This is a genomic window from Microbacterium sp. UBA3394 (assembly GCF_002358725.1).
Taxonomy (GTDB): Bacteria; Actinomycetota; Actinomycetes; order Actinomycetales; family Microbacteriaceae; genus Microbacterium; species Microbacterium luteum.
Genome location: NZ_DEPK01000192.1, coordinates 1 through 19,179, shown reverse-complemented (window position 1 = coordinate 19,179; position 19,179 = coordinate 1). Strand labels below are relative to the sequence as shown.

Below are 19,179 nucleotides of genomic sequence, written 5' to 3'. Positions count from 1 at the left end.
CCGACATGCCCATCCATTCTCCGTGCCGCAACGAACAACAGATGTCAACCCTGCGCATCCGAATCGGTGGATTCGAGGGAATGAATAGACAATCAAGGAAGTTGTACCTGTATCCGATGCCGAACGGCATCAGAGGAGGGGACTGTGGGTAAGAACTACGTCGACATCGAGAACGACCACGGCGAGACGCTTCGCTACCGCAAGCACGCCAACGGTCGGGGCCTGATCGCGCACGGGGCCAAAGTGCACCCCACCGCGATCGTCGAGTCGGGTGCGTACGTCGAACCGGGAGTCCGAATCGCCGCGAACGTCCACGTGGGCCGCGGTGCGTGGGTCGAGTCCGATGCGGTCATCGGGCCCGACGCCGACATCGCCCCCCAAGCGCACATCGGACCCGGCGCCGCGATCGGCGCGGGCGCGAAGATCGGAATCCGCGCGCACATCGGAAACGGTGCACGCGTCGCGGTCGGCTCGCTCATCGGCGACGACGAGAGCATCGGCGACGGCGAGACCGTCGCGACCGACCGCCGCGGACTGCACCTGGCCGCCTGACCGGACCCCGGCCCTTGCCCGTGGCTTCCCACGGTCGAGGGTCAGAGGATGATCCGACGCTCCCGCCGCTCGCGACGGGAGCGTCTCGCATGCGCGGTGGCCGCCCTTCGCGCCCCTGGCTCCTCCGAGCCCCTGGCGCTTCCGAGCTCTCGCTACCCGTTGCCTGGCACCAACTCAGGCTGGATGAAGCCATATCGGCCGATTCGGGTACGAAATGACCACTTCCGCACCGGCCGGCCTGAATTGGTGCACCGTCGGCCGGTCCACCCGCCCGCTGTGCGCCGCCTTCCGCTGCGTCGCCACGCTGCGTCGCAGGGCCACCCGCCCGCTCGGCCCCGCTGGGCTGAGTCGCCACGCACGCCACGGCACGGCACGGCACGGCCGGCACGACACGGCCACGGCACGGCACGGCCGCAGACTGCATCGGGCCGCTCACCCGAGCCCCGCCGCCGCCCCTCGTCCCGTCCAGCCGTCCACCCGGCGGTCGGCCGCGTCCGTCCCTGCCCGTGCAGCAACTCAGGCTGCGAGGGTGAGTCCAGGCTGATTCGGACCCGGGAAGGGTTTCGGCGGGCCCGCGGGCCTGAATTGGTGCACGTCGGCGGCAAGAGGCGCGTGACCGATCCGCCGTCGCGCGACCCGGGGTCCGCGCCCCGACCCCTTGAGGTCCCGCAGCATAGGGTCGGAGGATGATCCGACGCTCCCGCCGCCTTGCGACGGGAGCGCTCGCGTGTGCACTGGCCGCCACCCTCGCGGGGTGCCTCGCGCCGGCGGCGCCCGAGAGCATCCCGTCCACCTCACCGGAAGAAACGGCGCCGAAGGAGGCCGTTGCGATCGAGATCACGCATATCGTCGACGGCGACACCGTCCGCGCGCGACCGGCGGGGGGCACATCCCCACCCTGGACGGTCGCCGAGGGCCCGGCCGACGACGAGGTGCCGGTGCGCCTCATCGGCGTAGACACCCCGGAGGTGTACCCCGACCTCGAGTGCGGCGGGAACGATGCGACGGATGCGCTGCGCGCCCTGGTGTCCGAGGGCGACACGGTGTGGGCGACGCGTGACGACGAGGAGCGCGACACCTACGACCGGGTGCTGCTGTATCTCTGGACCGGCGAGGGCACGTTCGTGAACCTCGACCTCGTGGCGACCGGAGCCGGCGAGGCTCTGCGCATCCACCCGAACGACCGCTACTGGCCGCTCCTTCAGGAGGCCGAGTCCGCCGCGATCGAGGCCGGCGCGGGCATCTGGTCCCGCTGCCGCTGACGCGATCGCGTTCGGTCGCCGCCGAATGTCGTCATCCCCCGAGATGGCGACATCGCGTGACAACCGAACGTCTCGGCGGGAGGCGGGAGGCGGGAGGCGGGACGCGGGACGCGGGACACGGCGCGTCAGGCGCAGGCGAACGCGGCGCGGGGGGCGCGGCGCGGGAGGCGGGAGGCGGGAGGCGGGACACGGCGCGTCAGGCGGAGGCGAACACGGCGCGGGAGGCGCGGCGCGGGAGGCGAGGGAGGCGGGACGCGCGGCGCGGGAGGCGCGGCGCGGGCGACGGGTCAGGCGAAGAGGAAGAGGGCGAATCCGAGGAGCGGGAGGGTGCCCTGCACGAGTGCCGCGCGGAGGTACGAGCGGCCGGTGCTGAGCAGGATGAGGGCCGCCGCGGTCATCGATCCGAGGCTGAACAGCACGAGCGTGCGGCCCGCCACGTCGGCGGCCGTGCCATCGGCTCCGGTCCAGAAGAGCACCACGCCGAGGACCGCACCGACGGCGAGGAACAGGTTGTAGAAGCCCTGGTTGTAGGCCATGCCCTTCATCGCGTCGGCGCTGGCCTGATCCCGCACCCCGAAGCGCTTCCAGATGCGCGGCCGCGTCCACTGCACCGACTCCATGACGAAGATGTACACGTGCAGCAGCGCGGCGAGAACCCCGAACACCGTGGCGAGGATCGCGATCATGATCGAACCCTAGCGTTGCGCGAGCGCTAGCGTGGCTCCATGCCCAGACGCGCGAGACCCTCGGGACCGAACACCCGTTCCGCGCGGTCGCCCAAGCAGCGGACCGCGCGCAGCTCCGCACCGGCGCGGCGCGACGAAGGGTCACCCGCGCCCACGCCCGGCCCGTTCGTGCTGGGCGCCATCCCCGGGGCGACGCCCGGCAAGTGGATCGACGCCTGGCAGGAGCGCATGCCGCGGAACCCGCTCGAGCTTCGCGCCCTCGACGTCGCCGAACAGCGCGACGCGCTGATCTCGGGCGGGGTGGATGCGGCGCTCGTGCGCCTGCCGATCGACCGGTCCGACCTCCACGTGATCCCCCTCTACGACGAGGTGCCCGTCGTCGCGACATCGGCGGACTCGCACCTCACTGCTGCCGACGTGCTCTCCCCGGACGACCTCGTCGACGAAGTGCTGATCATCCCGGGCGATGACGCGCTGGGCATCCGGCAGGAGATGTTCCCGGGCGTCGCGGCGCCCGCCTTCGATCCGCCCACGACCACCGAGGACGCCATCGCCACGGTGGCGACCGGGGTCGGTATCGTCATCGTTCCCATGTCGCTCGCGCGCCTGCATCACCGCAAAGACGTCGCGCACCGCCGGCTCGAGGGCGCACCGGAATCGACCGTCGCCCTCGCATGGGTGGCGGACCGCACGACCCCGCTGGTCGACGCGTTCGTGGGAATCGTGCGCGGCCGCACGGCGAACTCGTCCCGCAGCTGAGCAGCGGCCGGGCCTGAACCGCGTCCCGGTCCGAGCAGCGTCCCCGCTCCCAGCAGCGTCCCGCGTCCCAGCAGCGCCCCGACTCTGAGCATCGCTTCGCGGCTGAGAACCGCGGCCGGCCACTGAGTACCGTCCCCGGTCTGAGCACCGTCCCCGGTCTGAGCACCGTCCCCGGTCTGAACAGCGTCCGGTCTGAGCAGCGTCACGAAGCACCTCGCCACGGCAAGCGCAACCCGTGGCACGGCGACACCGAAAAGCGCCCGGGCACGAGAACAGGGGATGCCGCCACACGTGCGAACGGCATCCCCCGGAAATGGCGTGAATCCCCGCGAGCCCCGACAAGCGGGGAACTCTTCGTGCCCCCAGTGGTCGGCGCCCCCCGGTGCCGACCCAACACGACCACTTCGCATATCTAGAGCATCCTGGGCGATCGCTGATACATCGCCGTGAGAATTCTTTCCGCGCGAATCGGCCGACCCATCGCAGTCTCGGTCGCGGTCTCGGTCGCGGGCCGTCGCCGTCTCAGCTCAGAATCCGGTACCGTGCGCTTGGAAGGGCGAGACCATGTCGAGCCGAGCGGATGCGGCTGCGAGCGCTTCAGCCGGCGCGAGGCCGCTAGCGAGCTCGGCGTGCATCGAGCCGAGCAGCTCGCACGCGATGTCGTCAGCCACGACGACGGGCGCGGCGATGACGGATGCCGACCCGGCGTGGAGCCACACCCGCGCCATGCCGATCGCCTCCTCGCCCCATCGCACGGACGATCGACCAACCTCACACGCCGACAGCACGACCGTCGCGGGCACACGGGAGACCTGATCGATGTCGTAGCCGAAGAGGGCGCCGTCGGCGAGTTCGAGACCGGAGAACATCGGGTTGTCCACCGCGTGACGGCCGTGCGCGGCGACGTGGAGTACGTCGACCTCGCCGGCCAGGTCGGTGATCGCCTGAACGGTGGCGGCGCCGCCGTCGATGACGGGGGCACCGGACCAGGCTGAGGCGCCCACTCGGGCTTCCTCTCCGCCGCGCGCGACGCGTGGCCCGACTGCGAACCCCGCGCTCAGCGGTGCCGCCGGAGCGACGGCGGGCTCCACGGTCGGCGCGACGGCGGGCTCCACGGCCTCACGCCGATGCAGCCACTGCGAGGCCGACGCGGCCAGGGTGAACACACGCCCGCGCATGCCGGGCAGCATCGCCCACGGGATGGCGTTCAGGAGTCCCGGCGCGGTGACCACGAGGCGGCGGGCGGAGGTCTGCCGGAGCGGCCCGTCGAGGAGGGCGGCCGACAGGGCGGCCAGTCGCGCGTCGAGAGACCGGCGCACGACCGCCGCCATCGGCCCCGTGCGCACCGCCGCAGCGACATCGAGATCGGCGCGCAGCCCCTTCTGCAGGTCGCGCACCTCGTCGCCGTCGCCGAGGGACACGATCTCGGCGTGGGAGCCATCGCACACGACGGCGACGATCTCGCGCCCCGTGTAGACGTAGGCGAGCAGCGCGGTGTCGGCGGTGAGGCCGTCGCAGAGCGTCGCGAGGTCGACCCGCGCGTCGATGCGAGACGCGCCGACAGATGTCCACTGCCGCTCGCGGGCGAGGTCACGCAACTGTGCCGCGCGAGGGCTGGAGAGCCAGTCGCGGGCGGGATTCTCCGCACGGAGCATGCGAAGCTCGGCGAGCGCGTCGGCCAGCTGCGGGTCCGGAGGCGGCCGCAGCGGAACGACCTGCTGGCTCAGATGCCGTGCGCGCTCGGACCATTCGAAGACCACCTCGGGCGCGCGCGAGCTCACCGCCGAACGCAGCCCGGCGAAGACGAGGCTCGCCCCGTGCATGGCGACCGAGGTCTGCAGATCGATGCTGCCGAACGAGCTCTGCCACGCTCCGAGGCGATCCAGCCCCGCCGCCGCGTGTCGGCGGGCTTCGGTCGGGCGTCCGCGTGCGGCCGCGCGGGTGGCCTTGAGTTCGTCGGAGAGCAGCCGCAGGTCCATCGGAGCGGATGCCGGCACCCGCGGCGCCGGGGCGGACGGGTCGCCCGCACGCACGGCGGCACGTGCGACGGCGATGCGAAGTGCGACCGCCTCGCTGCGGAAGCCGTGAACGACGAGCGACGCCGCGACATCTTCCGCCGCTGCCGGGGCGGGAGGCCGGTGCTGATTCCCGGAGCCCGGCCGTCTCTCCGCGAGGCGCGCCCGCAGGCGCACCGCTTCGGCGCGGGCGGCCCACGCGTCGTTACCCAGTGCCCGGAACCGTCGCGCGGCGTCTGCGGCGACCCGCGCTGAGGCCGCACCGTCGTGTGCGAGCAGCGATCTCGCGAGGTGGAACTCCGCCTCGGCTCGCGACTGCGGCATGCGGCGCGCGCCGAAGATCGCCGCGGCGTGCCGGAACAGCTCCTCTGCCTCGGTCGTGAGCCCCGCGTCCCGGAACACCTCGGCGCGGTCCATGTCGCCGATCGCTTCGGCGACGGGTGAGGTCGCAGCATCCGATCGCGCGTCTGTCATCTCTCGCAGCGCGCGGACCAGGTCGCCGCGCAGCAGCGCGGTGTATCCGAGATTGTGACGCGCCTGCGCCGCGTCGGTGGCGAGCCCGTGCTCGGCGAACACCGACACCGCCGCCGACAGGTCATCCGCCGCCTCGGCCAGACGCCGCTGCTGCATGCGCACCAGACTGCGGTTCATGCGGATGCGGGACGCGGCGACGGGATCGTCGCTCAGCCGGTCGATGGCATCGCCGAGCCAGCGTTCGCCATCGTCGAGTCGTCCGTTGTAGGTGGCGAGACCGCCGAGCTGGCCGAGCAGGATGGACTCCGTGTGCGGGCTGAGTCCCGGCTGGGCGAGAGCGTTCTGCAGCACCTCTTCTGCCGCGACGGGGCGGCCGGTGCGCTGCAGGGCGATGGCGCGGGTTCCGGCGATGCGCGCGAGCAGGTCGCGGTCGCCGGTCAGGCGCTCGGCCCGGTCGAGCGTGCGCTGCGCCGCCGCGAAGCGGCCGTCGATGCACTGCGCGACGGCGCGCTGATGCAGCTGCGTCGCGTCCGTGCCCACGCCGACATCATGCCGTAGTCGCGGCGGACGCGGTCACCGCGCCGGCAGAGAGCGGGGTGACCGGGCGGCTCAGGCGGGCGCGCGGCGGTGCCCGTCCCACTCCCGCAGGGCGCGGGATCCGGCCTTCTCGAGCGCGCTCACGCGCGCGGCGACCGACGTGTCGGCGGTGCCGTCGATGAGTCCGTCGGCGATGCGCTCGGCGAGCAGCCCCGCGATGAACGGCGCGGCGAACGACGTGCCGCTCCACATGACGAAGCCGCCGGTGTAGTCATCGGGATCGATCGTCTCCCGTCGCAGCCCGAAGCGGTCGTTCCGGGTGCCGGCCTGGGTTCCGCCGTTCAACGGCGGGGCGGAGCTCACGACCGCGGCGCCCGGTGCGTAGACCCGCACCCAGCGCCCGATGTTGCTGAACAGCGCCACGGTCTTGCCGTTCGGATTGAGGGCGCCGACCGACAGGTGCGGTGCCGCATCGGACGGATCATCGACGACGAACTCGGCGTCGGGCCACCGCCAGAGCGCCGCCGGGAAGGCCGGGCGAGAGGTCGCGTCGTTGCCGGCGGAGCACACCACGGCGCAGCCGTGCCGCCGCGCGGCGACGAGGTAGCGCACGAGGGTCTGGTCGAACTGACCGTCTTCCGGAGTCTCGTGGTAGTAGCTCAGCGACAGGTTGAGCACATCGATGGGGCGGCCGCCCGGAAGACCCCGGGCATCGCGGATGACGAGCTCCGCCACCGCGCGCACCGCCTCGAGGAACTCGCCCTCCAGCAACGTGCCCTGACTGTCGGCAACGCGGATCGAGATGAGGTCGGCGTCGGGACAGATCTGCCGCACGACCCCGGCGACGAACGTGCCGTGACCGGCCGCCGCGTCGAGGAAGCCGTCGTAGGGTCCGGAGACGTCGCCGATCGCCTCGGGATCGTCGGCGGGATTCGTGATCCCGATCGGCACACCGTTGACGTGGGGGTCGCGATCGACGATCGACGGCGGCAGCCACGCGTGCTTTCCGCAGCCGGTGTCCATGTAGGCCACCACCGGGCGACGCCCGCGGACGGTCTCGTCGTCGCGCCGGGGCGGATCGCCGATGTAGCTGACGACCTCACGCCCACCCGACCCGGGGTAGGCGTAGGCCCCCGGACCGGGAGCGTTGGTCGACCCATAGGGGTTGGTGGAACCGTAGGGGTTGGTCGAGCCATACGGGTTCGTCGAACCGTAGGGGTTCGTGGAGCCGTAGGGGTTCGTCGAACCGTAGGGGTTCGTGGAGCCGTAGGGGTTCGTCGAACCGGACGGGTCGACGCTGATGACGTGGTCGAGAGCGACGCCGCTGAGGTCCTTGCCGTAGATCGCCCGCGCACGCTGGAGCAGACGCCACGCATCCACCGGCGGCACCGGCTGATCGTCGCGGCCGGGCTTCGGGTCGGGGAAGATGACGCCGAGGAGCACGAGGGGGAGCCCCAGCTCCTCCTCGGCGACCCTCGCACGCTCCTCCGCCTCGGCGTCGGTCTGGCGATCACCCCGGATGCTCTCCACGCGCACGCCCCACCCGAAGTAGGCGCCGGCCGATCGGAGGATCTCGAGGATCTCGAGCAGCCGCGCGCCCTCCGTCAGCAGCACATGATCGGCGGCATAGGTGGTCGGATAGGGATCGACGCCCTCGACCTGCTCGACGCCCGGGTCGAGGGGCACGCCGCGCGGCCTGCCGGCCTGGATCCGATCGCGCCACCCGGGCTCATCGACGGTGTCGGCCATGCGTCCCCCTGCTCTCTCTCGCCGCGCACGGCGATCTCACTCGGCGGATGCGGGCGCATCCACCGCTCTCAGGCCTCGAACTGAGGCGTCTCGAACTCCTTCATGGCTCCGTCCGTGCCGCGCACGGCCATCCGCAGACGCGTCATGCCGGGCGGGATCTCCTCGAACGCGAACCGGCCGTGCTCGGCCGGGTCGGCCGCCCAATCCGCGTCGCCCTGCACGAGCCGGATCGCGAGCGTCTCGGCGTCGACCCAGCCGTCGATGCGCCGATTGCCCGCGGCGGTCACGCTCACGTGCAGCAGCACGGTCGTGTCGCCGCGGCTGAATTGCAGGGTCGCGGTCTCTGCGGGCGTCGTGCGCACCGCTCCGGTGACGGCCCCCTCCACGAGGGTCAGCAGCGCGTACTCCCGCGACAGGTCGGCGACCGCCACGGCGGCGACCATCCGATCGATCATGTCGGCCGGCATCGGGTCGATGTCATCCCATGTCGCGCGCAGCCGCGCGAACAGCGCCGCGTCTGCGGCGAAGTCTTCAGTGTCCATGTGCGTCTTCCTCTTCCCCGGCGCCCTCGAAGAGGGTGCGGAGCTTGCCGAGGCAGCGCCGGCGAGTCGGTCCGATCGATCCGACCGGCATCGCCATGTCGGCGGCGATGCGGGCGTAGTCGGGGCGGTCGTCGAATGCGACGATGCGCAGCAGCCGCTGGCAGCGTTCATTGAGCTGTGCCACGGCCTGCCACAGGCGACGCGACTCGTCGTCGGTCGCCGCGGTCTGTTCCGCGGATTCGTGGACCGGAAGGTGCGGCTCGAGGTTCTGGGCCTCGGTCGCCTCGGCGCGACGCTGCTGCTTGCCCACCCGCCACGCCTCACGGCGCGCCGTCGTGGTCAGCCAACCCGACACGGCACTCGGATCGGCGATCGCGGAATGCCGCTGCACGAGGGTGAGCCACGTAGTCTGCACGACGTCCTGCGCGAGCGCGGCGTCGAGCCCGTACGCGCGCACCACGTGCCACAGCACCGGCGTCATCAGCGCCACCAGTTCATCCATCGCCCGACGGTCGCCGTCCCGCCAACGCCGAAAGAAAGCGGCCGCTCTCTCCCACCGTGGCTGATCGACGGACTCGACGGAGGCCCCAGACCCCGCATGCGTCATGAAGCCCATTGTGTCCACAACACCGGAGAGGGCGAAAGTCGCTCGGTGATACATGGGAGAATCGACAGATGTCGAAAGCGCGAATTCTCTATGTCTGCGCGCGCCCGCAGCGCGAGGCCGCCGAGGCGGAATCGCGGTCGTTCGGCCGCGCCATGGGGCTCGAGTCGGGAGCCCTCGACGAGCTCGACCTCGTGCGCACCTCGCTGGATGCGGCGATGCTCGGAGACTACGCCGGACTCGTCGTCGGCGGCAGCCCGTTCAACGTCACCGACCCTGAAGACACGAAGACCGACGTGCAGCGGCGCGTGGAGGCCGACCTCGAGCGCATCGTCGGCGCCTCGGCCGACGGCGGACCGGTGGGGCTGTTCACCTGCTACAGCATCGGCGTGGTCACCCGCATGCTCGGGGGAACCGTGAGCCGCGCCTTCCCCGAAGACACCGGACCGACCCCCGTGCAGGTGACCGATGCCGGCGCGGCCGACCCGCTCTTCGACGGCCTGCCCGAGACCTTCACCGCACTCACCGCCCACAAGGAGGGCACCGAGACCCTGCCGCCGGGCGCCGTGCATCTGGCCGCCGGCGCCGCGTGCCCCGTGCAGGCGTACCGCGTCGGGGAGCGGGTCTACACCACGCAGTTCCATCCCGAGCCCACGCCGGCGGACTTCATCGAGCGGATGACCGTCTACCGCAACGACGGCTACTTCGACGCCGACGACTTCGATGTCATCGCGGATCGCGTGCGCCCGGCCGAGCTCGACGCGCCGTTGACGCTGCTGCGGACCTTCGCCACGCGCATCGCCCTCTGAGCCGCGCGGCGGCCGACGCCGCGGTCTGTCAGGAAGTCCGTGGCTGGCCTTGCGTCACGATGATCACGGTCAGTCGTGCTCGGGACGCAGGAGCCGCAGTCCCGCGATGATGGCGGGTACCACCAGCACCACGGCGGCGACGAGAAGGGCGGCCGTCGCGATCGCCTCGCTCGACGGTTCGCCGGTGAAGCGGGCCACGGCCAGCCACGTCAACCCCCACGCGATGGCGACACCGGGCGCGATGCGCCACCGGCTGGCCCACGCGATCCCGAGACCGATGACACCGACCACCAGCAGCACCACGATGCCCCACACATCGGGCGCGTCCACGCGCACGCCGCTCGCGGTGAAATAAGCGGTGAGGTTGGCGACCGTGGCGAGCGTCACCCACCCCAGGTGCAGGCCCGTCACGCCGTCGATGAGGGCCGCATCCAGCACCCCGCCGCGCGGAAGCCGGGTCGCGACCGACCGCCGAAAGGTGAAGCCGAGCGCGACCAGCAGCACGGCGATCATCACGACGGTGAGCAGCAACGTCGTGAACTGAGCGGTCACCAGCCACAGGCCGTTGAGCACTTCGGTGACCGCGATCCACCAGCCCATCGACCGCTGGCGCATGCTCGCCCGCTGCGACGGCAGCGCCTGCCAGATCGCGTAGGCGATGAGTCCGAGGTAGATGACGCTCCAGATCTGGAACGCCGGGCGGGCGGGCGCCAGATATGACGCGTCGGCGTCGAGGGCGCCGCCCTGCAGGTCCTGCACGGGCGTTCCGCCGAAGAGCCCCGTGCCCACCATTGCGGCGATCAGCATGAACACCGTCGCCGCGATCACCCCGATCTGCCGCACGAGGTCGGCGGCAGACGCGGTGGTCTCGGATGCGGGCTGCGGCGAGGTCATGCCCCTACGGTAGGAACCCGTCCGGAATCCGCTCAGAGGCTTGCGCCGCCCGCGCAGCTGTGTCAGGCGCGATCATCCCCCGGCCGGTGCGGGCCGATGATGACGGCCGCGTCGGCGGGGACGGTGATGCCGCCGGACTCCTCGGTGACGGCGGGCGACGTGCTCAGCAGCACGACCTCGCCTTCCTCCATTCGCGTCGTCCACGGGTTCCCGGCGAGGTTCACGAGGATGCGCAGCGCACCACGGCGCAGCTCCCAGGCGCGGCTGCCGGGGCCCTCGTCGACCACGAGGTCGGCGCCGAGCGCGGCGAGATCGGGATCGGTGAGCTCCGGTCGCTCGCGGCGCAGGCGCGCGAGGCGGCGGTAGAGCGCGAGCAGGCGCGCGTGCTCGCCGTCGCCGGCCTCCTCCCACGCGAGGTGAGAGCGGTGGTAGGTCTCGGGATCCTGCGGATCGGGCACCGTCGCCGGGTCCCACCCCATGCGGGCGAACTCCTCGATACGGCCTTTCGCGGTGGCCTCCCCGAGCTCGGGCTCCGGATGCGACGTGAAGAACTGCCACGGAGTCGACGCGCCCCACTCCTCGCCCATGAAGAGCATGGGGGTGCCCGGAGCGGTGAGGGTCAGTACCGCGGCCACGGCCAGGCGGTCCGGCGTCAGCGACTGGCTGAGCCGGTCGCCGGCGGCGCGGTTGCCGATCTGGTCGTGGTCCTGCGCGAAGGTCACCAGGCGCCACGCCGGCATCTCCGCGGGAACGGGCCGGCCGTGCTCGCGTCCCCGGAACGACGAGTACGTGCCGTCATGGAAGAACCCGCGCGTCCACACCTTGGTCAGCGCGTCGACAGCCGCGAAGTCCTCGTAGTATCCGACCGTCTCGCCGGTGAGTGCCACGTGCGCCGCGTGGTGCCAGTCGTCGCTCCACTGCGCGTGGAGGCCATAGCCGCCGGCTTCTCGCGGCAGGATCAGCGTCGGGTCGTTCATGTCCGATTCCGCGATCAGCGTCAGCGGCACGCCGCGATGGGCCGAGAGGGCGTCGGCGGCCTCGGCGAGCTCGCGCAGGATGTGCACCGGCTGCGCGTCCTTCAGCGCGTGGACCGCATCCAGCCGCAGTCCGTCGACGCCGTAGTCGCGCATCCACATCAGGGTGTTCTCGACGATGTAGGCGCGCACGGCGGGCTCGTCGAGGTCGACGCTGGAGCCCCACGTGTTGCGCTCGGCGTCGCGCAGATACGGACCGAACTCGGGCAGGTAGTTGCCGCTCGGGCCGAGGTGGTTGTAGACGACGTCCTGGATGACCGCGAGCCCGGCGGCGTGGGCGGCCTGAACGAAGCGCACATACGCCGCCGGCCCGCCGTAGGCCTCGTGCACCGTGTACCAGAGCACGCCGTCGTAGCCCCAGTTCCACACGCCATTGAAGCCGTTGACCGGCAGCAGTTCGATATGCGAGACCCCGAGGTCGACCAGGTGCGAAAGGCGACCGGCCGCGGCATCGAGGGTGCCCTCGGGGGTGAAGGTGCCGACGTGCATCTCGTAGACCAGGCCTCCGGCAAGCTGTCGCCCGGTCCACATCGCGTCGGTGAGGTGCGGTGCCGCGGCGGTCAGCGCCTCGTGATCGACGTGCGCAGAGAGTCCGTGCACACCGTCGGGCTGACGCCTCGAACGCGGGTCCGGGCGAACATGATCCCCGTCGCCGAGCACGAACCCGTACCGTTCGCCGTCGGCGAGGTCGACGTCGCACGTCCACCAGCCATCGGCGGCGGCGGTCATCTCGACGTCGCCGCTTCCCGGTCGGCGCAGCCGCATCCGCTCGACCCGCGGTCCCCACACCTCGACGCTCATGATCTCATTCCCCCTCGAGTGCACGGCTTCTCGCCGAAAGCACGAGATATCTGCGCAGACAAGGCGTGCACTCGGCGAGTTCTCGTGCACTCGATGTCAGCCACCGGACACCTCGCGAGCCAGGAGAGCGACCGGGTACGTCGACAGCAGGTCGGCGAGCGCGCTCGCGCCGCCCGCGATGCGCCGGCCCGTGATCGCGTCGACGAAGGCGCCGTCGGGCAGCATCAGGGCGGTGTCGCCCCAGCCGCCGCGGGCGGCGAGGCCTACCGGCAGCCGCGTCGCGACGGCGATCGCACCACCGCGATCGAACGCGATCGCGTGGTCGGCGGCCTCACCCACCACCGTCATCGGCGTGTAGCGCGTGTACAGCTCCGGATGCTCCCGGCGCAGGCGCAGCGCCCGGGAGGTGACCAGCAGCTTCGCCGCACCCCCGGCATCGACCGCGGGCAGCTCGCCGCGCGAGAACCCGGCGTCGAGCTCGGCCAGCATCCGGGCTCGCCGCGCGAAGTCCACCGGACGCCGGTTGTCGGGATCGACCAGCGAGGTCTCCCACAGCTCCGACCCCTGGTAGACGTCGGGCACACCCGGACCGGCGAGCTGCAGCAGCTTCGCCGACAAGGAGTTCGACCACCCGGCCTCGGCGATCTCGTCGACGAAGGCCTCGACGAGACCGCCGGCGGATCCGAACGCGGCGTCGACGAGGTCGTGCATGCGCTGCTCGAAGATCTCGTCGGGGCGCCACCAGCCGGTCTGCTCCGCGGCCTCGCGCGCCGCCTTCTCGGCGTAGGCGTGCAGCCGCTCGGGCGTCGCCGGCCAGGATCCGACGATCGCCTGCCACAGCAGGTTGTCGAAGGGGCCGTTCCCGGTCGAGGCGACCTCGCGCAGGCGATCCAGCACCTCGCCCCAGCGCCCCGGCACCTCGGCGAGCACGTCGAGGCGAGCGCGCACATCTTCGCCGCGCTTGGTGTCGTGGGTCGACAGCGTCGTCATCGCGTGCGGCCACGACGCCTGACGGCGCTGCCACGCCGCGTGGAACCCCGGCACCGACAGCGCGAACACGACGGGATCGCCGCCGACCTCGGTGAGAGAGCCCAGCCGCGTGTAGCGGTAGAACGCGGTGTCCTCGACGCCCTTGGCCATGACCGGGCCGGTCGTCTGCTCGAAGCGGCGAGTGACCTCGAGCGTGGCGTCGGAGAGGACCGGGACGAGGGTGCGGATCGCGTCGGCCAGGTCGGGACGACGGCGCTCCGCCTCCCGAGCGGCGTGGTGGAGGTCCTCGATCCCGGCCGGCAGGTAGGACCGGTAGGTCGGGAAGCACGCCAGGAGCTCGGCGAGGGCGTCTTCGGCGTCGGCGACCGGCTCGGGCAGGCCCCGCACGAGGCGGCGGATCTCGGAGACCTGGATCGTGTCGGCGATCATGCGCTTGGTGTCGTGGATCATGTCGCCCCACACCGGAACGGTGCCGCGCAGCACGCCGTCGAGGGCGGTGAGAGGCTGCTCGCCGTTCGGGTCGACGAGCACCCGGTCGATCTCGGCCAGCGCGTCGTAGCCGGTCGTCCCGGCGGTGGCCCACCAGGCCGGGAGCGCCTCGGACGGCTCGGCGCCCGGTTCGTGGGCGCTGCGCTCGAGGATCTTCTCCACGAGCACGTAGGCGCCGCCGGTGGCCTCGGCCAGCCGCGCGAGGTAGCCGCCCGGGTCGGCGAGGCCGTCGGGATGGTCCACGCGCAGGCCGTCGACCAGGCCCTCCCGCACCCACCGCAGCACCTCGGCATGGGTCGCGTCGAAGATCTCCGGCCGCTCGACCCGCACCGCCGCGAGCGTCGTCACGGCGAAGAAGCGGCGGTAGTTGAGGTCCGTGGCCTCGTCCTGCCAGAAGCGCAGCTCCCAGTGCTGCCGCTCGAGCACGGATCGCACCCCGTCGGCCGTGGCGAGGTCGTCGCCCTCGCCCACGGAGCCGGGTGCGAGGGGCAGGATGTGCTCGAAGTACCGTGCGAGCCCGGTCGGCGATTCCGGCGCCGGCGCGGGATCGATGCGGATGTCGCCGATCACCTCATCCAACGGCGCCCCGAGGACGGGTACGCGGATGCGGCCCTCGCCGACCTCCCAGTCGATGTCGAACGCGTCGGCGTGCGCCGATGAGCGTCCGTGGGTGAGCACATCCCACCACCACGGGTTCTCGCGTGGCTGCGAGATGCCCATGTGGTTGGGCACGATGTCGGCGAGCACGCCGAGCCCGGCATCGCGGGCGGCCGCCGAGAAGCGGGCGAGCCCCTCGGGTCCGCCGCGGTCGGCGTCGACCCGTGTGACGTCGGTCACGTCGTAACCGTGGTCACTGCCCCGCGTCGACTGCAGCAACGGCGACACGTAGGCGGTGTCCACCCCGAGGTCGGCGAGGTATCCGGTCACCGCCGCGGCGGCGTCGAGATCGAAACCGGCGCGGATCTGCAGCCGATAGGTCGACACGGGATGCGCGGGCATGGCAGTCCTCTTCCGGTCCGGTGCGATCCGTCAGTCACCCTCGTCGTCGACCGAGGCGGCCGCGGACGGTGACGGTGGGGTGACGACGGGGATCTCGGTGGTGCGCGAATGCACGAGCATGCTGAGCGAGGCCGCGACCGAGTGATCGACCTCCGGGTCGGGAAGGTCGTGCTCGCGCAGCACGATGAGCGCCTTCGGCTGCAGCGGGATGCGCGAACCGGGATCGAGCGGGTCGGTGTTGGCCCACTCCCCCGCCGTGTCGACCATGACATCCCACTCCGGCCCGTAGCGCGGGGCCGGGATCTTGAAGTCGACGGGCTCGTCGCCGGCGTTGAACAGCACGATGAAGTGCCGGTCGGTGATCTCCTCGCCCCACTTGTCGCGCTCGCGGATGCCGCGACCGTTGAGGAAGATCCCGATCGTGCGGCCGAACCCGGACTCCCAGTCCTCCGGCTGCATGAGCGTGCCGTCGGGCCGCAGCCACACCACATCGGGAATGGGCCGACCCTCTTCCATCTTCACCGGGCGTCCGTCGAAGAAGCGTGTGCGCCGGAAGGTGGGATGGTCCTTGCGCAGGCGCGCGAGCGCAGCGGTGAACTCGACCAGCGGCTGGTCGACGGCATCCCAGTCGATCCAGGTGAGCTCGTTGTCCTGGGCGTAGCCGTTGTTGTTGCCGAACTGCGTGCGGCCGAGCTCGTCGCCGTGCGAGAGCATCGGCACGCCCTGGCTCAGCATCATCGTGGCGATGAAGTTGCGCTGCTGCTGGGCGCGCAGCGTGAGGATCTCCGGGTCGTCGGTCGGGCCCTCGACGCCGTGGTTGTAGGACCGGTTGTGCGATTCGCCGTCTCGGTTGTCTTCGCCGTTGGCCTCGTTGTGCTTGTCGTTGTACGACACGAGGTCGCGCAGCGTGAAGCCGTCGTGAGCGGTGACGAAGTTGATCGACGCGACCGGCGCGCGCCCGGACCGCTCATACAGGTCGCTGGAGCCGGTCAGGCGCGAGGCGAACTCGCCCAGGGCCTGCGGCTCGCCGCGCCAGAAGTCGCGCACGGTGTCGCGGTACTTGCCGTTCCACTCGGTCCACTGCGGCGGGAAGTTGCCGACCTGGTAGCCGCCGGGGCCGACGTCCCACGGCTCGGCGATGAGCTTCACCTGCGAGACCACCGGGTCCTGCTGCACCATCTCGAAGAAGGTCGAGAGGCGGTCGACATCGTAGAACTCGCGCGCGAGCGTGGAGGCAAGATCGAAGCGGAAGCCGTCGACGTGCATCTCCAGCACCCAGTAGCGCAGCGAATCCATGATCAGCTGCAGCGAGTGGGGGTTGCCGACGTTCATGCTGTTGCCGGTGCCGGTGTAGTCGGTGTAGTAGCGCTTGTCGTTCTGCTCGAGCCGGTAGTACGCCTCGTTGTCGATGCCGCGCATCGACAGGGTCGGGCCCAGGTGGTTGCCCTCCGCGGTGTGGTTGTAGACCACATCCAGGATGACCTCGATGCCCGCCTCGTGCAGCGAGCGCACCATCGCCTTGAACTCCTGCACCTGCTGGCCGTTGACGCCCGTCGAGGCGTAGCCGTGATGGGGAGCGAAGAAGCCGATGGTGTTGTAACCCCAGTAGTTCGACAGCCCCTTCTCCTGCAGGGTCGAGTCGTTGACGAACTGGTGCACCGGCATGAGCTCGATCGCGGTCACGCTGAGCTTCTGCAGGTGGTCGATGACCGCGGGATGCGCCACCCCGGCGTAGGTTCCCCGCATCTCCTCCGGCACCGACGGGTGCAGCTGCGTCAGCCCCTTCACGTGCGCCTCGTAGATGAACGTCTCGTGCAGCGGCGTCTTCGGCGACCGGTCACCCTGCCAGTCGAAGAAGGGGTTGATGACGACGCCCTTCATCATGTCGGCCGCCGAGTCGTCGTCGTTGCGCGAGTCCGGGTCGCCGAAGGTGTAGCTGAAGACGGACTGTCCCCACTTCACCCGACCGTCGACGGCCTTGGCGTACGGATCGAGCAGGAGCTTGTTGGGGTTGTAGCGCTGCCCGTTGGCCGGATCGTACGGGCCGTGAACACGGTAGCCGTAGCGCTGCCCGGGCTGCACGTTCGGCAGGTACGCGTGCCAGACGAACGCGTCGACGTCGAGCAGCTCGACGCACGTCTCGGTGCCGTCGTCGTCGAACAGGCACAGTTCGACTTTGTCGGCACCTTCGCTGAACAGCGCGAAGTTCGTGCCGTTACCGTCGAATGTCGCACCCAGCGGATATGCGGATCCGGGCCATGTCTGCACGAAAAACCACCTCGAGTTCGGGAGTTCAACCCTAGAGGATGCGTGCGTCGCGAACGGGTCCTCCCGGAGTCGGCCTCTCGTCGCTATGATGCCCCGCGCGGCGGGTCGGCCAGGAGCCCGATCCGTTCGTCGAGGTAGCCGGCCAGCGGCACGAATCCGGCCGCTGCGCTCCACCGCACGTGCGGCTTACCGCCGATCATCGCCAGCGGACCCGACGACCCACCGGCATCCACCGCGGCGAGGTCGAGCACCCGCCAGCCGACGTGCACGGCGATGCCCTCCTCGAAGCCGCCGCGGAAGGCCGCCGCCTGAAGCGCGGCGCGGTCCCGCTGCGACTCGGCGGTGAATCCGCGCCGTGCCTCCTCGCGGGAGCGCACGATCTCGCCGGTGGCCGAGACGTGCTCGTCGGCGACCAGCAGCACCCCCAGGTGCCACGCCTGATCACGGGGCGCGATCCGCGGGGCACGGCGCACCCCGAGCACGCGACGCGGTTCGACGAGCTCGCCGAGCTGTTCGCGCGGCAGTCCCGCGAGCCGGTCGCGGGCGTCGGCGAACAGGGCGCTGGTGCTCACGCCATGTCGTCCAGGGTCGGGGCGATCCGCGCAGCCCGCTCGCCGCGCAGCCGCATCGCGATGAGCGGGAACAGCAGCACCGACAGCATGCCGCCGCCGACGAGGAGCGCGGCGTGCACCGTCGTCAAGAGGCCCTCATCCAGTCCGATGGCGGTGACGGCGACGATGATCGGAAGGCCCGTGGCACCCATGAACGCCATCGCGAGGCGATCCTTGCCGGTCGAGCCGACGGGCGCGGCGAGCATCGACGGCAGACCGCGGATGACGAAGAGCGCGAGGAGCACGACGGGCAGGCCGAGGAAGAGGATCGGGTCGGCCAGCAGCGCCTGGAGGTCGAAGGTGACACCGGTGTAGAGAAAGAAGATCGGCACGAGGAAGCCGAAAGCGACCGCCTCCACCTTGCTCTCGACCGCTTCTCGATCGGCCTCGTCGGCGTCGCGCATGATGAGGCGCCACACGATGCCGGCGGCGAACGCCCCCAGCAGGAAGTCCAGATCCAGCAGCACGCTGACCGAGATGAGACCGCCGAGGATCAGCAGGATCACCCGGATCGCGAACTGTCCCGACGTGTGCAGCGTCGCGCTGACCGCCTGGTGCATCGCGCCGTGCGGGATGCGGAAGGCCAGCCAGATCGCCCCACCCGCCACGAGCATGAACAGCAGCAGCACCAGGGTCGACAGGCCGATGTCGCGGCTGCCGAGGAACAGCGAGATGGCGATCAGCGGTCCGAACTCGCCGAGCGCGCCGACCGCGCCGACCGCCTGACCGAACGGCGACTTCAGCTCCCCCGCATCCCGCAGCACCGGCAGGAGCGTGCCGAGCGCGGTCGACGACAGCGCGATGCCGATCACCACGGCGGCCTCCCACGGGGTGAGCACGAGGGCGGCGAAGACCCCGGCGCCGAGGCTGAGAATCCATCCGAGGCTCGCCCGGCGGCCCAGACGCCCGCGGAAGGCGGCGAACTCGATCTCGGTGCCGGCCACGAAGAACAGCATCGCGAGGCCGAAGTCGCTCATGAGCTCGATGAACGCGGACTCCCCGACCCAGCCGAGCACGGCCGGTCCGATGAGGATGCCGAGCAGCAGCTCGAACACGACGACCGGCACCCGCACCCAGCGGCCGAGACCCCGCGCGAACAGCGGC

15 protein-coding genes are annotated in these 19,179 nt (G+C 71.2%); 4 read left to right on the top strand and 11 right to left on the bottom strand.

All coding sequences use genetic code 11. The features are described from left to right. Positions 1–144 precede the first annotated feature (144 nt). Entirely contained in the window at positions 145–552 is a 408-nt protein-coding gene (locus B4E30_RS11535; protein WP_071044088.1) for a transferase, read from the top strand. Between the two features lie 686 nt (positions 553–1,238). Further along, positions 1,239–1,814 carry a thermonuclease family protein gene (locus B4E30_RS11530; RefSeq protein WP_286718298.1) on the top strand — a complete coding sequence of 192 codons (576 nt, stop codon included), beginning with the start codon at positions 1,239–1,241 and terminating at the stop codon, positions 1,812–1,814. A 287-nt stretch (positions 1,815–2,101) separates the two neighbouring features. Here B4E30_RS11530 and B4E30_RS11525 read toward each other — a convergent pair whose 3' ends face one another. Continuing rightward, positions 2,102–2,500, bottom strand: coding sequence for a DUF1304 domain-containing protein (locus B4E30_RS11525; RefSeq protein ID WP_176759432.1), 399 nt, complete (start codon positions 2,498–2,500; stop codon positions 2,102–2,104). Positions 2,501–2,539: 39 nt separating this feature from the next. On the opposite strand from B4E30_RS11525, the gene B4E30_RS11520 reads away from it, so the two are divergent. Further along, positions 2,540–3,259, top strand: coding sequence for a LysR family substrate-binding domain-containing protein (locus B4E30_RS11520; RefSeq protein WP_286718294.1), 720 nt, complete (start codon positions 2,540–2,542; stop codon positions 3,257–3,259). A 527-nt stretch (positions 3,260–3,786) separates the two neighbouring features. On the opposite strand, the gene B4E30_RS11515 is transcribed toward B4E30_RS11520, so the two are convergent. From B4E30_RS11515 to B4E30_RS11500, 4 genes are all read right to left on the bottom strand, one after another. Beyond that, positions 3,787–6,288: a CHAT domain-containing protein gene (locus B4E30_RS11515; RefSeq protein WP_228480916.1), complete on the bottom strand. Its 2,502-nt coding sequence runs from the start codon at positions 6,286–6,288 to the stop codon at positions 3,787–3,789. Between the two features lie 69 nt (positions 6,289–6,357). Then, on the bottom strand, positions 6,358–8,034 hold the full coding sequence (locus B4E30_RS11510) for a S8/S53 family peptidase (protein ID WP_194384504.1): 1,677 nt from the start codon (positions 8,032–8,034) through the stop codon (positions 6,358–6,360). 68 nt (positions 8,035–8,102) lie between these two features. Further along, positions 8,103–8,576: a hypothetical protein gene (locus B4E30_RS11505; RefSeq protein WP_194384503.1), complete on the bottom strand. Its 474-nt coding sequence runs from the start codon at positions 8,574–8,576 to the stop codon at positions 8,103–8,105. After that, complete coding sequence (locus B4E30_RS11500) at positions 8,566–9,078, bottom strand: RNA polymerase sigma factor (protein WP_286795387.1); 513 nt, start codon at positions 9,076–9,078, stop codon at positions 8,566–8,568. Before B4E30_RS11500 ends, B4E30_RS11505 begins: the two co-directional genes overlap by 11 nt. A gap of 173 nt (positions 9,079–9,251) precedes the next feature. Here B4E30_RS11500 and B4E30_RS11495 point away from each other — a divergent pair, with 173 nt between their 5' ends. After that, positions 9,252–9,989, top strand: a complete 738-nt coding sequence (locus tag B4E30_RS11495; RefSeq protein WP_194384501.1) for a glutamine amidotransferase-related protein — start codon at positions 9,252–9,254, stop codon at positions 9,987–9,989. 69 nt (positions 9,990–10,058) lie between these two features. On the opposite strand, the gene B4E30_RS11490 is transcribed toward B4E30_RS11495, so the two are convergent. The 6 genes from B4E30_RS11490 to B4E30_RS11465 form a co-directional block, all read right to left on the bottom strand. Beyond that, entirely contained in the window at positions 10,059–10,883 is an 825-nt protein-coding gene (locus B4E30_RS11490; protein ID WP_194384500.1) for a tryptophan-rich sensory protein, read from the bottom strand. A 62-nt stretch (positions 10,884–10,945) separates the two neighbouring features. Beyond that, complete coding sequence (gene treZ / locus B4E30_RS11485; protein ID WP_194384499.1) at positions 10,946–12,718, bottom strand: malto-oligosyltrehalose trehalohydrolase; 1,773 nt, start codon at positions 12,716–12,718, stop codon at positions 10,946–10,948. Between the two features lie 96 nt (positions 12,719–12,814). Next, the gene (treY, locus tag B4E30_RS11480; RefSeq protein ID WP_194384498.1) at positions 12,815–15,196 is read right to left on the bottom strand and encodes a malto-oligosyltrehalose synthase; all 2,382 of its coding nucleotides are present in this window, start codon (positions 15,194–15,196) and stop codon (positions 12,815–12,817) included. Positions 15,197–15,226: 30 nt separating this feature from the next. Continuing rightward, positions 15,227–17,464: a glycogen debranching protein GlgX gene (gene glgX / locus B4E30_RS11475; RefSeq protein ID WP_194384497.1), complete on the bottom strand. Its 2,238-nt coding sequence runs from the start codon at positions 17,462–17,464 to the stop codon at positions 15,227–15,229. 83 nt (positions 17,465–17,547) lie between these two features. After that, the gene (locus B4E30_RS11470; RefSeq protein ID WP_194384496.1) at positions 17,548–18,036 is read right to left on the bottom strand and encodes a glutaminase; all 489 of its coding nucleotides are present in this window, start codon (positions 18,034–18,036) and stop codon (positions 17,548–17,550) included. Continuing rightward, the coding region (locus B4E30_RS11465; RefSeq protein WP_286795386.1) for a cation:proton antiporter at positions 18,033–19,179 on the bottom strand (1,147 nt) is incomplete at its 5' end. The genes B4E30_RS11465 and B4E30_RS11470, both read right to left, overlap by 4 nt.

Bases quoted from the DNA above. Each gene is read 5' to 3' on its own strand.
- B4E30_RS11530 (WP_286718298.1), top strand. From the start codon at position 1,239: ATGATCCGACGCTCCCGCCGCCTTGCGACGGGAGCGCTCGCGTGTGCA.
- B4E30_RS11525 (WP_176759432.1), bottom strand. From the start codon at position 2,500: ATGATCGCGATCCTCGCCACGGTGTTCGGGGTTCTCGCCGCGCTGCTG.
- B4E30_RS11520 (WP_286718294.1), top strand. From the start codon at position 2,540: ATGCCCAGACGCGCGAGACCCTCGGGACCGAACACCCGTTCCGCGCGG.
- B4E30_RS11510 (WP_194384504.1), bottom strand. From the start codon at position 8,034: ATGGCCGACACCGTCGATGAGCCCGGGTGGCGCGATCGGATCCAGGCC.
- B4E30_RS11505 (WP_194384503.1), bottom strand. From the start codon at position 8,576: ATGGACACTGAAGACTTCGCCGCAGACGCGGCGCTGTTCGCGCGGCTG.
- B4E30_RS11500 (WP_286795387.1), bottom strand. From the start codon at position 9,078: ATGGATGAACTGGTGGCGCTGATGACGCCGGTGCTGTGGCACGTGGTG.
- B4E30_RS11495 (WP_194384501.1), top strand. From the start codon at position 9,252: ATGTCGAAAGCGCGAATTCTCTATGTCTGCGCGCGCCCGCAGCGCGAG.
- B4E30_RS11490 (WP_194384500.1), bottom strand. From the start codon at position 10,883: ATGACCTCGCCGCAGCCCGCATCCGAGACCACCGCGTCTGCCGCCGAC.
- treZ (WP_194384499.1), bottom strand. From the start codon at position 12,718: ATGAGCGTCGAGGTGTGGGGACCGCGGGTCGAGCGGATGCGGCTGCGC.
- treY (WP_194384498.1), bottom strand. From the start codon at position 15,196: ATGCCCGCGCATCCCGTGTCGACCTATCGGCTGCAGATCCGCGCCGGT.